The following is a 14,917-nucleotide window of genomic DNA, read 5'->3' as shown; positions in this document are numbered from 1 at the left end:
CACTTGAATTTTGAATCCAGCGCTTCCTCATCCTGCACCAGTTTGCGCATCAAGTTCCCTGCCGAGACACTTTCCTCACGGACGATTTTTTGTTCATCAGTCGTCAGGGAATCCCATTTGTCCTTGTTGATCACATGGACCATCGAATTGTAGACATGGTGCGTAAGTGCCAGATTGTGTTGCAATTCATAAAGTTTGTTGTGAAAGATTACGCTGATCGGATTTTCCTGACCATCGACAACCCCGGCAGTCAGTGCACCAGGAAGTTCCGGAAAGGCGATCTGGGTCGTTTGGGCACCAAGAGCTTCAAGAGCGGCAACAATTTGTATTTCCGGGGGCGTGCGCAATTTCAGCCCTACCATGTCCTCCGGAGAATTGATCGGGCGAACCGAATTGGTCACATTCCGGAAACCATATTCCCAGTTCGACAGCATGACCAAACCCTTCTTTTCAAGCTTGGGCGCTACCCATTCCATGAACGGACCGTCAAGCACCTGGTGGGCTTCGTCGTAGGATTTGAATGCAAAAGGCGTCATGACGGTTGCGAATGCTTTTTCGTATTTATCAAGAGCGCCCTGGGTCGGCAGATTCATGTCGACCACACCAAGAACCGTCTGTTCAAGCTGTTCGGGCGGGCTGCCCAATTCGTTCGCCGGATACAGTTCGATACTGATGTCACCATGGGTGCGTTCTTCGACGTTCTTCTTGAATTGTTGTGCGGCAATTTGTGCCGGATGGTCTTCTGCAGCAAAGTGCGCCAGACGCAGCACCGTTTCTGCCTGGGCACTTTGAACCGTTGAGACAGTCAGGAATGTTGCCAGTACCGATATCGCGGCCTTGGCTATTGTTTTGTTTTTCAAGATGTTTCCTCCGTTGAAATAAAAATTACGCTTTGCACGTTTTGTATTTTTGGGGCTGCCAGCGTGACAGCCCGAAGAAACGAGATGTCGCTTCAGGAATTTTTAGGAAAGGCCGCTTCGACACCCGACAGCTTTTCATAGGCTTTGATCACGGCAGTGCATCCTTCCGCGCCATGCCCCATAATTGATGCCAAGGCATAGGTCTGGTGAACAGATCCCGCCAGGAAGCCCGGAAGCCCTGCTTTTTCAAGCCAGCGAACGTAATATCCCACGTCCTTTTCAGCCCATTCGAGTGACATATGCGGTGTAAAATCACGCTCAAGCGTCTTGCGACCATATAGGTCCATCATGCCGCTCTTTCCGCCCGCCGCCGAGATGATGTCGATCACCTTGGTCATGTCGAGGCCCTCTTTCGCCGCAAGGGCAAAGCCCTCACAGAAAGATGCGACATTGGCAAAAGCGATGAAGTTATGAATCAGCTTCAAGCGAATTGCATGGCCGCTCGGTCCAACATGGAAAATGTTCTCGGCATATGTATCGAACAGGGGGCGAAGATCCTCCAAAAGGTCTGCTTCGCCGCCATAAAGCACATTCACACATCCCTGTTCTGCATGCATCGGGGTGCGGGTCATCGGTGCTTCGCAATACCTGATACCGGCTTTTTCACAAACCTTGCTCATCAGGTCGACATGGTCGGGGCTGGTGGTCGTGTGATCGAGAATAATTTGTCCCGGGCGCATTTCCCTGAGACAGCCGGTTTCCAGATCGATTGTCAGTTTCTGAACATCTTCCGCGCGACCGATACAGAATGCGATCACATCACATTTCTGTGCCATTTCGACGACAGAGGATGCAATGCAGGCCCCGCGGCTTTCGGCAAGTTTTACCTTTTCCGGGTCAAGGTCCAGGACATGAACCGAGACTCCTTTCAGCAGCATGTTTTTAACCAAACCGCTACCCATGCCGCCCAAGCCGACAAATCCTACACTTTTTTCAAACGCCACGTTGTCCTCCATTTTTATCTTCGCCTTAATCGGATTTGGCGAAGTGCGATTTCATAATTAATCCGCATAACATGTCCCCTTGTTGTCTGACAACATGTTTTTATGTTGACAACGCATGATGCCGGCTTACATAAACCGGGAAGACGATGGCCGACGTTGATGTTGGCCAACGATTGGTAAAAAGGCATTTGGTCGTGGATTCTTTCACTCGAATAAACAGGCGCCCCAGCTTGACGGACGATATTTCGCAAAAGCTTTCTCGAATGGTCCTCGAGGGGGAACTGGCCGCCGGACAACAATTGCCGACAGAACAGAGTCTGGCCGAGAGTTTCGGGGTCGCCCGAACCGTTGTCCGGGAAGCAATCTCGCGTTTGAAACACGACGGTCTGGTTGATTCCAGACAAGGTGTTGGTGCCTTTGTCGCCGAGCCAAGCGCACGCAGCGCGTTTCGTATCAACCCCGCTTGCTTTGAAAAACGCCAAAAGCTTCTTGAAATTCTTCAATTGCGCACCGGGATTACCTCCGAAGCTGCCGGGTTGGCTGCACGTTCGCGCAGTGATGCTGATATTGAATGTATGGAACAGGCCTATCGGGATATGGAAAGTTCCCTTGCCGAAGGGCACGACGGTGCCGAACAGCTTGTTCTGGCCGAACGCACTTTTTATCGCCACATCGCTGAAGCGTCGGGCAACCAGTACATTCTGGAATTTCTGTCTATGCTTGATGCGCGGATTGATATGGAATTGCGTTCTGTCGCTGTCAAAAACGCACGTGTGACAGAATGGAGTGCGGAAGTCCTGGTCGAACACCAAGCCGTTCTGGATGCGATACGCGACCAGAATGAGGATGCGGCATCCCAGGCGGTGCGGCACCATTACACCTATGCGGCACAACGTCTGGCGGATCGTGCTGATTTGGCAGACACTTAAAGTCGGGCGTTAAGCCCGCGCTATCATTTTAAAAATATCAAAGTCTGGAGGAGGCACCGATGCAACGCACGGGAGGCCAGCTGATCACTGACGTCTTGATTCAACAAGGTGCGGACCAAATTTTTGGTGTGCCAGGCGAGAGTTTTCTTGCTGTTCTTGATGCGCTTGTCGACGCGCCGCAGATCGAATTTATTGCGGCCAAACATGAAGGTTCAGCCGCATTTATGGCCGACGCTGATGGCAAGCTGACAGGACGTCCCGGTCTGGTTCTGGTCACGCGGGGCCCCGGCGCTTCGAACGCCTATTCCGGTATTCATGTTGCCTATCAGGATTCCACGCCATTAATTATGCTGGTCGGGCTTATCGGGCGCGATGATACCGAACGCGAAGCATTTCAGGAATTTGACCTTAAGGCGATCTTTGGCACTCAAACCAAATGGACCGCAGTGATCGATGACGCCGCGCGCATTCCGGAACTATTAACCCGCGCATTTCAGGTGGCAACCTCCGGTCGGCCCGGTCCCGTTGTATTGGGTTTGCCCGAAGACATGTTACGCGACGTCGTCGACGTTAAAAAACTTCCCCCCGCATAACGCCTGTTCAGGCATCACCAGCGGCAACGCAACTTGTCGATCTTGCCGCCATGCTATCCGATGCCAGGTCCCCACTGATTATAGCCGGGGGTGAAACATGGGACGAGGACGCATGTAACAACCTCGCCAAATTTGCCGCAACATGGAAACTTCCTGTCGCCTGCAGTTTCCGCAGTCAGGATCGCCTCTCGGCGTTGCATCCCTGTTATATCGGTGATGCCGGGTTGGCAATTAACCCCGATCTTGCACAACGAATTCGCGATGCGGATACAATTCTGGTTCTTGGTGCCCGGCTGGGCGACTGCACGACATCGGGTTATACGCTGCTTGATGTCCCGGTCAGTACGCAAAAACTAATCCATGTGCATCCTGACCCCGACGAAATCGGGCGCGTTTATGCACCCGATCTCGGCATTTGTTCCGGTATGAAAAACATGCTGGCAGCGTTGGCCGACATAAAGGTTCCGCACGATGGCGTAACCTGGTCGAGATGGACCGAGGCCGCCCGTGCAGACTATCTTGAATGGTCAACGCCCAATGCCACCTCGCACGGGCCGGTCAATCTGTCCAAAATTATGGGTTATCTGAACGAAACGCTGCCCGAAGACGCCATCCTGACCAACGGGGCGGGTAACTACACCGTTTGGGTGCATCGTTTTTACAAGCATCGTCAATACAGAACACAGGTCGCCCCGACATCGGGCACCATGGGCTATGGCTTGCCCGCCGCAATCGCCGCAAGCCTGCGCCATCCGGACCGGCTGAGCATTTGTTTTGCCGGTGACGGTTGCTTTCAGATGACCTTGCAGGAACTTGCAACCGCCCAGCAGTTTGGTGCAAAGGTGATTGTGATGCTGTGCAACAATGGCATCTATGGCACCATTCGCATGCATCAGGAAAAGAACTATCCGTATCGCGTTAGTGGAACGGATATTGCGAGCCCGGATTTCATTGCCTTGGCAAAGGCATATGGACTGGAAGTCGCCAGAGTTGAAGAAACCGGGCAATTCGCCGACGCGTTCGAAGTGATCAAGTCCTCGGGAAAATCCGGAATTATCGAAATCGTTACAGACCCGGAAGATTTAACCCCGCGGAACTCGCTTTCGCAAATTCGCGAAAATGCCAAATAGTAAAAATGACATAACATATCGTGACATGTGCCTCCGGGCGATATGGCCTAAAATATCACAGGGGGCATGCATGCACGGACTGATGTGTTTGAATATATTGGCATGTTCTATAATCCCTGGTGCGAACTTGCCAATAAAGGGATGACGCCACGATTAAGCTGCAAATTTAGCGGCAAGGTCACTTCCGTCATCCGAACTGGCAAGCAGCCAGTTTTATCAATCGATGGCGCGTTCTGCCTGATTGGTATGGTCTATGTTGGATCGGCATTGGTTTCGTGCGTGCTGTCCGCATTATTATTGTTCATAAGTCCAATATAAAACAGGAGGCTGGGACGTGCGGATATTTATATCTGTTGATATCGAAGGTGTTGCCGGGGTTTGTGAGACCCTGCAGGGTCGGCGCGGTAACCCGGAATACGAGGTTGCCCGCCGCCTGATGACCCAGGAAGCCAACGCCGCCATTGCAGGCGCATTTGATGGTGGTGCTACCGAAGTCACCGTGGCAGATTCCCACGGCCCGATGCGTAATATCATCGCCGAAGACCTGGATGACCGCGCCCGGCTGGTTTCGGGCAAACCGCGCCCGTTATCCATGATCCAGGGCATTGATGACAAACATGATGGCGTCATTCTGATCGGTTATCACGGTGCGGCATCAAATTTTGGCGTCATGGCCCATACCGTAAGCGGCCTTGCCTTTCATTCCATCATGATCAATGGCATACAGGCTGGTGAACCAACCCTGTTTGGCGGGTATGCCGCCGAAATTGGCGTACCCCTTCTTGCCGTAAGCGGGGATGACCGCCTGGCGCAGGAAATTTCCGCCCAGTTCCCGTCTGCCCGTAACATCACGGTCAAACAGGCATTGGGCGCTGGTGCAATGAACAGCCTGTCACCGAAAAAATCGCGCGAAATGATTACACAACAGGTCAGCGACGTCGTTGCCGCAGCAAAGGGTGCCCCGGTTGAGAGCCCGTGCAAGGTGCCGTTAACCATTTCGGTGCGCTTCCACAAACAGCTTTATGCAGATGGCGCGGCCCTATTGCCGCAAATGGAACGGTGTGATGCACAAACCGTCAAGTTTGTTGCCAATTCACACGCCGATGCCATCAGCACCATTTCCGCACTGGCGCTGATTGTAAACGGCCTGCAATAACTGCAAGGCCCCCAAAAAACAAAAACCGGCTTTCTGGAATTTGCACCAGAAAGCCGGTTTTTTATGTGCGTCATATTTCGCGGGTATCGGCGGTGATCAGACCGTACATGCCCGATAAAACGCCTGAAATTCCGGCAGGGTTTTACCGTTATAGGATGGTGTTGCCTGCCCGTTCCACATGGCATTCAAAACGGCTTCTTCCACTGCCTCGACACTGCAATGGAAAAACGCATTCATGCAGCTTTCCGATACAAACTGCCCTGCATAAACCGCATCGCCGTCGCGCGCCTTGACGTTTTGGGTGGAAAAGGCCACCGCGATATCACCGCTTTGATGGCCAAGGTAACTGCCCAACCGCCCCAATGCCGCCGACGACCGGCGGCTCAGCCGCGAAAGCTGACGGGAGTCAAGCGGGGCATCGGTTGCCAGAACGATAATGATCGATCCCTTATCGAAATCCTCGGCCCCAGCGGAAGCAAGAACGACAGGAGCTGATGGTTTTTGCCCCAACACCCGCAATTCGGATTTTTGGCCGAAATTGGATAAAACCAGCGCACCAACTTGGTAATGTACCCCGCCAGCAAGTTTTACCCGCCGCGAGGCCGAACCAATGCCACCAGCAAAGCCAAAAGTTTTCATGCCGGTCCCGGCACCAACCGTTCCCTGGTCAAACTGCGTACCGGCATTATCAATGGCCTTGTCCACCATGGCTTCGGTCACGTGAAATGCCTGAATGTCGTTTACCACGCCATCATTGCATTCCATCACCAGCGGGTTAACCGTTGCCATTTTGCGGCCCACATCGGGGTTTTGCCCAATTGTGCGTTTGATTACGGCCTTGGTGCAATCCGCCACGCCAAAGGTATTGGTTAAAATAATCGGTGTTTCAATCTCGCCCAGTTCTTCGACCTGGACCAAACCGGCACTTTTACCAAAACCATTTAAAATGGCGGTTCCGGCATGAACGGGCCGGTCAAACAGGTTGCCATCATGGGGCAAAATGGCCGTTACACCGGTGCGTGCCGTATCGCCGCTTTTATAGGTAAAATGGCCGACTTTCACACCGGGCACATCGGTAATCTGATTGGTTGGTCCCGTAGGATGAACCCACCATTCGGAACACGCTATCGCGTTTCGCAAGTTTTCTGTCATGTTTTTAATCGCCTGGGATCAGGCTTATTCTTTTTCAAGTTTGGGGTCGAGCGCATCATGCAGGCCATCGCCCAGAATGTTGAAAGACAGGACCGTAATGAAAATGGCGAGACCGGGGAACAAGGTTAAATGCCATTCACCTGCCATCATGTAATCACGCCCGGTCGACAGCATCGCACCCCATTCCGCAGTCGAGGGTTCAACCCCCAAGCCCAGGAATGACAGGCTGGTTGCCGTAATGATGGATGTGCCAATACGCATGGTGAAATAAACAATTACAGCACCCAGCACGCCAGGCAGAATGTGACGGAACATAATGATAAAGTCCGATGCGCCCGCTGCACGTGCCGCTTCGACATAGGTGCTTTCCTTATGGGCCAGCGTGCCCGAACGCACAATGCGCGCAAATGCCGGCACACTGAAAATCGCCACAGCCACAATCACATTGGTCAGGCCCGGGCCAAGAATGGCGACAATACCGATCGCTAACAGCATACCGGGAAAAGCAAACAGCACGTCGGATACCCGCATCGTGCAAGCGTCCAGCCAGCCGCCATAATAACCGGCAAAAAGACCTGCCAAAACACCAATAACGGCACCGACCGAAACCGACGTAAACCCGATAAACATCGACAGTTTCGCCCCATTCATCAGGCGGGCAAAAATATCGCGGCCAAATTCATCGGTCCCGGCCCAATGCAGGGCCGTCGGGGTTTGCAGGGTGTTCATATAGTCAAAGCTATCGGGGCTGAACGGCAAAATAACCGGTGCCAGAAACGCCGTCACATACATCGCCAACAGGAAAATTCCCGCCGCTACCGCGACTTTGCGTTTGGCAAAACGTTTCCAGAATTCCTTGAACGGGCTGGTCGCCGGTTCGTTCAGGGCCGGTGGCGCATCAATAACGATTTCAGGTTGTTGCGTCATCACGGTATCCTAGCTATAGCGAATTTTCGGATTGATCAGCCCGTAAAGGACATCAACCAAAAGATTGATCAGCAGAAATTCAAGCGAGAAAATCATGATCTCGGCCTGAACCACGGTGTAATCGCGAAAACGGATCGCATCGAGCAGAAGCGCGCCCATGCCCGGCCAGCGAAACACCTGTTCGATCACAATCGACCCCCCCAGCAAAAAGCCGAACTGAAGGCCCGCCATTGTCACAACCGGGATCAGGGCATTACGCAGGGCATGTTTCCAGATGACAATTTTTTCCTTAAGCCCCTTGGCCCGGGCGGTTCGGATATAATCCTCGCGGACAACTTCGATCACGGCGGAACGCGTGAAACGCGCCATAATGGCGGCAACACCCGCGCCCAGTGTCAATGACGGCAATACAAGGTCCGAAGGGCTGTCAAACCCGCTGGTGCCAAACCAGCCCAACTGGACCGAGAAAAACTGCATCAACAGTAAACCCAGCCAGAAAGGCGGCATCGAAATGCCGGAAACAGCGGCGAACATACCGGCATGGTCACCCGCGCTGCCACGTTTAACGGCCGAAACCACCCCTGAAATCAAACCAAACAGCACCGACCAGCCCAACGCGCATAATGCAAGCCATACGGTGGGCATAAAGGCCCGGCCAATCATGGTTGTGACCGGTTCGTGCGTTCGCAACGAAATACCCAGATTGCCGCTCAGGATATTACCGATAAATTTGAAATATTGCTGATAAAGCGGCGCATCAAGGTTAAGGGTCCGGCGAACGATTTCGACTTCTTCCAGCGTGGCATGTTCCCCGGCCAACACACGGGCGGGATCGCCCGGCAGTGCATGGACGAACATAAAAACAAATATCGAAATCAGAAAAAGAACCGGAATTAACGCAAAAAGCCGTCGCAGGAAATATTGAACCATCTGGTGCTCTTGGTGTCAGCGGCCCGGTAACATGTTGCCACATTACCGGGCCGGAAGTTTCAGGCGGGCTTATTTTTCGAAGGCAGCATGGGCATATTGCATGGTGCCATCGGGCATCGGGAAGGCACCGGTCAGGCCTTTTTTACGACCTGCCAGGGCGTTATCCACTGCCAGCCACACAACCGGTTTGTCTTTCCAGATCTGCTTCTGGGCGATTTCATAGGCCGCAGCGCGTTTTGCCGGATCAGCGGTTTCAAGGGCGTCATTGATGGCTTTGTCCACATCCGGGTTGGAATAGAACGCCTCGTTATACATATTCGGGATCCAGCCTTCGGTCGAATAAACCGGGCGCAGGTGCCAGTCGGCGTCACCCGTGGAGGGCGACCAGCCGCCAATAACCGAATCAAATTCGGCGGTTTCCGGGGTTACGCTGGAACCAAACAGCTTTTCAGCGCGGGTTGCCCCTTCAAGCGGAACGATATCAACCTTAACATTGATCTGCGAAAGCTGCTGTTTGATGAATTGCAGCATGCGCACTTCGGTTGAGTTGTTACGCGCCCAAAGATTGATCGAGAAACCATCGGCATAACCGGCATCCGCCATCAGTTCCTTGGCCTTGGCAACATCGGTGGTCAGGGCCGGGCTTTGGGTGGCATGGAACTGGGTTGCCGGTGCCAGCGGTGAGTCCGGAACGATGGCGTGGCCGCCATAAACAACCTGGGTAAAGGCGTTTTTATCGATCGCAAGGTTAAAGGCTTCGCGGACACGAATGTCTTTGAACTCTTTGCGCATCATGTTCATCGCCATGACCCAGACCGAAATGCCCGGCTTTTCCAGCACTTCATATTTGTCGGATTCACTGACACGCTTCATCAGCTCTGCCGGCAGGATCGGCACGAACTGCACTTCATCCGACATCAGCATGGAAACGCGGGTACCGTTTTCAGCGACCGGAAAGAACGTCACCTTGTCGAGTTTCGGCCATTCGGAATCCCAGTAATTGTCGTTCTTTACAACCACCAGCTTTTCGCCCGGCACCCATTCCTGAAATTTGAACGGGCCCGTACCAACCGGATGCTTGGCAAAATCCTTGCCATATTTTTCAATCGCAGCCGGGCTTTCCATCACAACAGACGGATGAGCCAGCGTGTTGATCATGGCGCCAAACGGTTTGCTCAGTTTGATAACAACGGTGTAGTCATCCGGTGTTTCAACGGATTCAACCAGTTTGAACAGGCTGTGTTTTTTCAGGTTCAGGCTGGGATCTGCCAAACGGTCCAGGTTGAACTTAACCGCTGCAGCATTAAAATCGGTGCCATCCTGAAATTTAACACCCTGACGGAGTTTAAGGGTGAAAGTTCTGGCATCTTCACTGCCTTCCCAACTGGTGGCCAGTTGTGGAACCAGTTTCATGTCGCCATCAAACGAGATCAGGCGTTCAAAAATGCCATTCGCGACCGAATAATCGACATTGTAGTTTGAATCCTGCGGGTTCAGACCCTGGATAATCTGGTTTAGGGCGATTGATAATTCCGCGGCCTGGGCAGCCTGATAAGTGCCAAAGGTTCCGGCTAACATGGTTGCGCCAAGGATTGCGGTTTTCAAAATCTTCATATTCTAGTGCCTCTTTGCTGATTTATGTGATTGTTATTGTTGTTATAACCATCGGTTTTGGGTTGGACGTTTATTCCGCGGCAACAAAATGCTTTGGTGAAATTTCCCGAAGAGAAAGCCGGGCAGGCGGGTTGTTAACAGAGCGCACCGGGCTGGGAACTTCACCGGTAATCAGGGGCCGGTTTTCAATGCGAAAGGCTGGATCGGGAATGGGGGCTGCATCCATCAGGCGCTGGGTATAGGCATGCCCGGGATTTTCAAAAACGTTGCGCCGCGTTCCGGTTTCAACGATTTGCCCCAGATACATCACGGCAATGCGATGGCTGACACGTTCGACGACGGCCATGTCATGGGAAATGAACAGCCATGCAAGACCGAATTTTTGCTGCAAATCCATCATCAGGTTAATGACCTGGGCTTGTACCGACACATCAAGTGCGGATACGGCCTCGTCGGCGATGATCATTTTGGGATTGGTGCCCAGGGCACGGGCAATGGCTATGCGTTGGCGCTGACCACCGGAAAAGGCATGGGGATACCGTTTGGCATGATCGGCCGAAAGACCAACCTGTTCGAGTAACCATACAGCCCGATCCATGGCGTTTTTCGGGCTTTCCAGCCGGTGGATCAGCATTGGTTCGCAAATGGAATAGCCCACGGTAAGGCGCGGGTTAAGCGACGCGTACGGGTCCTGAAAAACAAACTGGATTTGGCGGCGCAGTTTTTGAAGGTCGGTGTGCGACATGGCCGACATGTCCTGACCATCAAAATGCAGCCGGGATGATTGCGATTCAACCAGTTTTAAAATTGATCGACCGGTTGTCGATTTGCCACAACCCGATTCCCCGACCAGGCCAAGCGTTTCCCCTGGCCAGATATCAAGATCAATACCTTCAACGGCATGGACACGTTTGGTGGTGCGGCCCAACAAACCTTCCTTGATGTCAAAACGGGTGGTTAGATCCCGTACCGATAATAGCGGCGGTTTGGTGTAATCAATTGCCGAAATTGCGGCATCAGGTTCGCGTGCAAGCGAGGCGGCAACCTTTTCACCGGGAATGGCAAATCGGGCGGGCTGGTCCATGCCCTTCATCGATCCCAGTCGGGGGACGGCTTGTAACAGGGATTTGGTGTAGGGATGTTGCGGATTGGCAAACAGGGATTTTACATCGCCTTCTTCAACCTTTTCGCCACGATACATAACAATCACGCGATCAGCGATTTCGGAAACAACACCCATGTCGTGGGTAATAAACAAAACCGACATGTTATTTTCGACCTGAAGGTCGCGAATCAGGCGTAAAATTTGCGCTTGAATGGTTACGTCAAGGGCCGTGGTTGGCTCGTCAGCCAGCAACAATTGCGGACGGCAGGACAATGCCATTGCAATCATAACCCGTTGACGCATCCCGCCAGACAGATGATGAGGATAGCGTTTGAGAAGATTTCGCGCATCCGGGATACGCACCTTTTCCAGCATTTCCAGGGCAATTTCGGTTGCTTCGGCGCGACGTTTTTTCTGATGGGTGATGATTGGTTCAATCAGCTGTTCCCCGATAGTGAAAACCGGGTTCAGCGATGTCATCGGTTCCTGAAAAATCATGGAAATTTCATCACCGCGCAGGGTGCGAACACTTTCATCATCAAGCCGGCAAATGTCGTCAAATGCTCCGTTGCGGCGACGGAGTTTGATGGAACCGTTGGTGATGGCGCCATTGCCAAATTCGATCAGGCGCATCATTGACAGGGCGGTAACAGATTTCCCCGATCCGCTTTCGCCAACAATGGCAACGGTTTCACCTTTATAGACATCAAGATTAAGGCTTTTAACCGCTGTTACAGGCGCAGCGTCATTACCAAATTCCACTGTCAGGTCGCGCACGGATAAAAGGGGGGATGTGGTCTGTTCTGCCATTCAAATTTCCCTGAAGTATTTCTGGCGTCATGCGGCCAAATTTGTCTTGCAGGGAACGTTACTGTTTTGAGTCAGTACGGGCCAAAACTATTTTGGCAAGATATATGCCGATTTTGCATAGTTTTGCCTGTGCAGGAATGTATGGTTTCCTTTACCGGTGCAAGATCAAGCGGTTCGGGTTTGTCTGTATGTGAGTGTACGATGGCGTACTATATGCAATTTCATAATTATGCCAGTTTTGTATGACATCGCCAAATTGACAAAAACATGGCCTTGTCACCTTTCGGGCGCGGGACAATAGTGTCGGAAAATATAACCTCTTTTTTCCGGATTTTTGCTCGGAGCATCCATATGACAAATCGTTTCTCACTGGCCTTGCATGGCGGTGCCGGCACAATTTTGCGTTCTAAAATGTCCTCTGAAAAGGATGCAGACTATCGCGCAGGTATTCAGGTTGCGCTGGCTGCTGGTCACGCTGTGTTGTCAAAGAACGGCAGCGCAACGGACGCGGTTGTCGCAACTGTTTGCGCCCTTGAAGACAATTCCCTGTTTAATGCCGGTCGCGGTGCCGTGTTTACGTCGGCGGGTAAACAGGAAATGGACGCTGCCGTCATGGATGGTGCAACCCGGAGTGTCGGGGCGGTTGCCGGTATTTTTGGGCCACGGAACCCTGTATGTGTCGCCCGTGCGGTCATGGATACGACCGACCATGTTTTATTTGGTGGGGCGGCAGCAATTGAAATTGCGCGAAATGCCGGGTTGCCATTTGAAGACGCTGACTATTTTTATACCGATGCCCGTTGGCAGGCTTTACAGGAAACCTTGCGCCTGAGGGCAGAAGGCCGGGAAAGCGATGATCCAGCCCGCCGACACGGCACCGTGGGGGCTGTTGCGCGCGATATGCACGGCAATGTTGCCGCGGCAACATCAACAGGCGGGATGACGGCAAAGGCACCTGGCCGTATTGGCGATACCCCGGTGATCGGGGCTGGCACCTTTGCTGATAATGAAAGCTGTGCTGTTTCGGCCACGGGCCACGGCGAGGTTTTTATCCGTTATTGTGCGGCACACGAAATTTCTGCCCGGATGCGTTTTGCAGGCCAGTCATTGGCAGATGCCGCGCAGCATGTGGTGATGGAAGACCTGGCAAAAAATGACGGATCGGGTGGCTTGATTGCGGTTGATCGCCACGGAAACATCGCCATGCCCATGAACAGCGAGGGCATGTATCGCGGTTGTGTAACCGAGGACGGACAGTTTAAAACCTTTATTTACGCAGATGAATAAGCGTTTTACCCTTGGTCACTGGTAAGGGCAGCCCATAATTTGCGGGTGATCGAGCGTTTGGTGTCCGCTTTGCGGTAAATCTGGATATCAAGGTTATGCGACCAGGTTTCAGATTGTATTTCAACGAGTTCGCCGCGCTGAATTTCGGCCTTTGCACAGCTTTCCGGGACGATGGTTAATGCACCAAATTCAAGCGCCATCCGCTTTACGAATTCGGACGTCGGGCTTTCGCTGATTTTTTTGAATTTTTTCCGGCATTTGGGATTTTGTGAAAACATCAGAGATTCAATTTCAGCGAAATATCCGCTTTTGGAATAGCCGATAAAAGGAATTTCCTGGTCCCTTTCAGGGTGTAACAACGGTGTTTTGCCGTTGGCGGCAAAGGGCGAAATCAGGATCATGCGTTCACGTGCAAGGGTCATCGCCTTGAACTGGGTGGTATCGAACAGAACGGGTGCTTCCTGGCTGCAATATTGCAGGACAAAATCGATGTCGCCATCTGCAAGATGGCGAACCATATCGTGGAAGTTTTCCGTCATGATATGGCTTGTGAACGGGCCTATTTTTTCTCGGATGTTTTTTAGCCAGGCGGGGATAAAGCTGATGCTTAGCGTGCTTGCTGCGGCAATGCGGATGTCGGGCCTTTCGGCGTGTTGCAATTGGTGAAACTGGGCGCGGTCGTGATAAATATCATGCAGTACGGTTTCGGCCGTATCGCGAAACAGGCGACCTTCTTGAGTCAGGGTAATAGGATAGGTGCGCCGGTCAATCAGATCCGTGCCCAGCCAGGTTTCAAGGGCACGAATGCGGCGGCTGAACGCTGGCTGGGTAACATTTCGTTCCTTTGACGACCGGGAAAAGTTGCGGGTTCTTGCCAGCGAGACAAAATCTTCCAGCCATTTTATTTCCAATTGGTCTTTCTCCTTGGTCCGGTAAAATCCGATAAATAACGCAACCCGGCTATTGGGAACGGGATGCCGTTAAAAATACACTACATAACCTGTCAATTCGCGCACAGCCAAATATATTTACACCACAAACACGGGGTTTAGCATCATAAATACCCTGTTTATCCTCGTTCTTAAACGATTGCGCATACACGTATCTGGCAAACGGCCAGGCCGGTTTTAAGTGCTGTTTTTAATGGGAAAATCCCCCGAAAAAAGAAAGCAAAGCTTATCGTGTCGCCGCTATGTTTGCCAGTGCCGGGCAGAAAAAATAAAATGTTCTCTAATATAATTTCGCTTTCTGCTACATGCTGTTGGATGGCGGGTGGAAAATGACCTACGCACGAAACATAAATTTAAATAATTTTTTTCTACCGTCACTTGAAAACATGGTCAAATCAAACGCATAATCTAATTAACGGGTTGGGTTGTTGTCGCACAAATTCAACCTGGAAATAACGAGGGAACCAAAG

Annotated in this window: 13 protein-coding genes; 5 read left to right on the top strand and 8 right to left on the bottom strand. The window is 52.1% G+C overall.

Annotation, left to right across the window (positions count from 1 at the left end; genetic code table 11):
* Together THS27_RS14315 and THS27_RS14310 are read right to left on the bottom strand one after the other, a co-directional pair.
* Positions 1-860: TRAP transporter substrate-binding protein (locus THS27_RS14315; RefSeq protein ID WP_085592014.1), on the bottom strand; the 860-nt coding region annotated here is incomplete at its 3' end.
* A gap of 92 nt (positions 861-952) precedes the next feature.
* Complete coding sequence (locus THS27_RS14310) at positions 953-1,876, bottom strand: NAD(P)-dependent oxidoreductase (RefSeq protein WP_085592012.1); 924 nt, start codon at positions 1,874-1,876, stop codon at positions 953-955.
* A gap of 218 nt (positions 1,877-2,094) precedes the next feature.
* Here THS27_RS14310 and THS27_RS14305 point away from each other — a divergent pair, with 218 nt between their 5' ends.
* The 4 genes from THS27_RS14305 to THS27_RS14290 all read left to right on the top strand — a co-directional run bounded on the left by THS27_RS14305 (position 2,095) and on the right by THS27_RS14290 (position 5,672).
* A complete protein-coding gene (locus THS27_RS14305) occupies positions 2,095-2,793 on the top strand; it encodes a FadR/GntR family transcriptional regulator (protein WP_168184904.1) in 699 nt (232 codons plus the stop codon).
* A 59-nt stretch (positions 2,794-2,852) separates the two neighbouring features.
* The gene (locus tag THS27_RS27405; protein WP_246832965.1) at positions 2,853-3,386 is read left to right on the top strand and encodes a thiamine pyrophosphate-binding protein; all 534 of its coding nucleotides are present in this window, start codon (positions 2,853-2,855) and stop codon (positions 3,384-3,386) included.
* A 50-nt stretch (positions 3,387-3,436) separates the two neighbouring features.
* Positions 3,437-4,516: a thiamine pyrophosphate-dependent enzyme gene (locus THS27_RS27400; protein ID WP_246832964.1), complete on the top strand. Its 1,080-nt coding sequence runs from the start codon at positions 3,437-3,439 to the stop codon at positions 4,514-4,516.
* A gap of 334 nt (positions 4,517-4,850) precedes the next feature.
* Entirely contained in the window at positions 4,851-5,672 is an 822-nt protein-coding gene (locus THS27_RS14290) for a M55 family metallopeptidase (protein ID WP_085592006.1), read from the top strand.
* Between the two features lie 96 nt (positions 5,673-5,768).
* Here THS27_RS14290 and THS27_RS14285 read toward each other — a convergent pair whose 3' ends face one another.
* The 5 genes from THS27_RS14285 to THS27_RS14265 all read right to left on the bottom strand — a co-directional run bounded on the left by THS27_RS14285 (position 5,769) and on the right by THS27_RS14265 (position 12,210).
* Positions 5,769-6,824: a P1 family peptidase gene (locus tag THS27_RS14285; RefSeq protein ID WP_085592004.1), complete on the bottom strand. Its 1,056-nt coding sequence runs from the start codon at positions 6,822-6,824 to the stop codon at positions 5,769-5,771.
* Between the two features lie 24 nt (positions 6,825-6,848).
* Positions 6,849-7,751, bottom strand: coding sequence for an ABC transporter permease subunit (locus THS27_RS14280; protein ID WP_085592003.1), 903 nt, complete (start codon positions 7,749-7,751; stop codon positions 6,849-6,851).
* Positions 7,752-7,760: 9 nt separating this feature from the next.
* Positions 7,761-8,681, bottom strand: a complete 921-nt coding sequence (locus THS27_RS14275; protein WP_085592001.1) for an ABC transporter permease subunit — start codon at positions 8,679-8,681, stop codon at positions 7,761-7,763.
* A gap of 69 nt (positions 8,682-8,750) precedes the next feature.
* Complete coding sequence (locus THS27_RS14270; RefSeq protein ID WP_085591999.1) at positions 8,751-10,295, bottom strand: glutathione ABC transporter substrate-binding protein; 1,545 nt, start codon at positions 10,293-10,295, stop codon at positions 8,751-8,753.
* A gap of 70 nt (positions 10,296-10,365) precedes the next feature.
* Positions 10,366-12,210 (bottom strand): ABC transporter ATP-binding protein, encoded by a 1,845-nt coding sequence (locus tag THS27_RS14265; RefSeq protein ID WP_085591997.1) that lies wholly within the window; start codon positions 12,208-12,210, stop codon positions 10,366-10,368.
* A gap of 351 nt (positions 12,211-12,561) precedes the next feature.
* Here THS27_RS14265 and THS27_RS14260 point away from each other — a divergent pair, with 351 nt between their 5' ends.
* On the top strand, positions 12,562-13,497 hold the full coding sequence (locus tag THS27_RS14260) for an isoaspartyl peptidase/L-asparaginase family protein (RefSeq protein ID WP_085591995.1): 936 nt from the start codon (positions 12,562-12,564) through the stop codon (positions 13,495-13,497).
* A 5-nt stretch (positions 13,498-13,502) separates the two neighbouring features.
* Here the strand turns inward: THS27_RS14260 and THS27_RS14255 are convergent, their stop codons facing one another.
* On the bottom strand, positions 13,503-14,408 hold the full coding sequence (locus THS27_RS14255) for a LysR family transcriptional regulator (RefSeq protein ID WP_085591993.1): 906 nt from the start codon (positions 14,406-14,408) through the stop codon (positions 13,503-13,505).
* Between the last annotated feature and the right edge of the window lie 509 nt (positions 14,409-14,917).

The organism is Thalassospira sp. MCCC 1A01428 (assembly GCF_002115825.1).
GTDB lineage: Bacteria > Pseudomonadota > Alphaproteobacteria > Rhodospirillales > Thalassospiraceae > Thalassospira.
The sequence above is the reverse complement of the archived record's forward strand: the minus strand, read 5'-3'. Positions and strand labels throughout refer to the sequence as shown.

Excerpts from the sequence above, each read along its gene's own strand:
- THS27_RS14310 (WP_085592012.1), bottom strand. The coding sequence starts at position 1,876 with ATGGAGGACAACGTGGCGTTTGAAAAAAGTGTAGGATTTGTCGGCTTG.
- THS27_RS27405 (WP_246832965.1), top strand. The coding sequence starts at position 2,853 with ATGCAACGCACGGGAGGCCAGCTGATCACTGACGTCTTGATTCAACAA.
- THS27_RS27400 (WP_246832964.1), top strand. The coding sequence starts at position 3,437 with ATGCTATCCGATGCCAGGTCCCCACTGATTATAGCCGGGGGTGAAACA.
- THS27_RS14285 (WP_085592004.1), bottom strand. The coding sequence starts at position 6,824 with ATGACAGAAAACTTGCGAAACGCGATAGCGTGTTCCGAATGGTGGGTT.
- THS27_RS14280 (WP_085592003.1), bottom strand. The coding sequence starts at position 7,751 with ATGACGCAACAACCTGAAATCGTTATTGATGCGCCACCGGCCCTGAAC.
- THS27_RS14275 (WP_085592001.1), bottom strand. The coding sequence starts at position 8,681 with ATGGTTCAATATTTCCTGCGACGGCTTTTTGCGTTAATTCCGGTTCTT.
- THS27_RS14270 (WP_085591999.1), bottom strand. The coding sequence starts at position 10,295 with ATGAAGATTTTGAAAACCGCAATCCTTGGCGCAACCATGTTAGCCGGA.
- THS27_RS14265 (WP_085591997.1), bottom strand. The coding sequence starts at position 12,210 with ATGGCAGAACAGACCACATCCCCCCTTTTATCCGTGCGCGACCTGACA.
- THS27_RS14260 (WP_085591995.1), top strand. The coding sequence starts at position 12,562 with ATGACAAATCGTTTCTCACTGGCCTTGCATGGCGGTGCCGGCACAATT.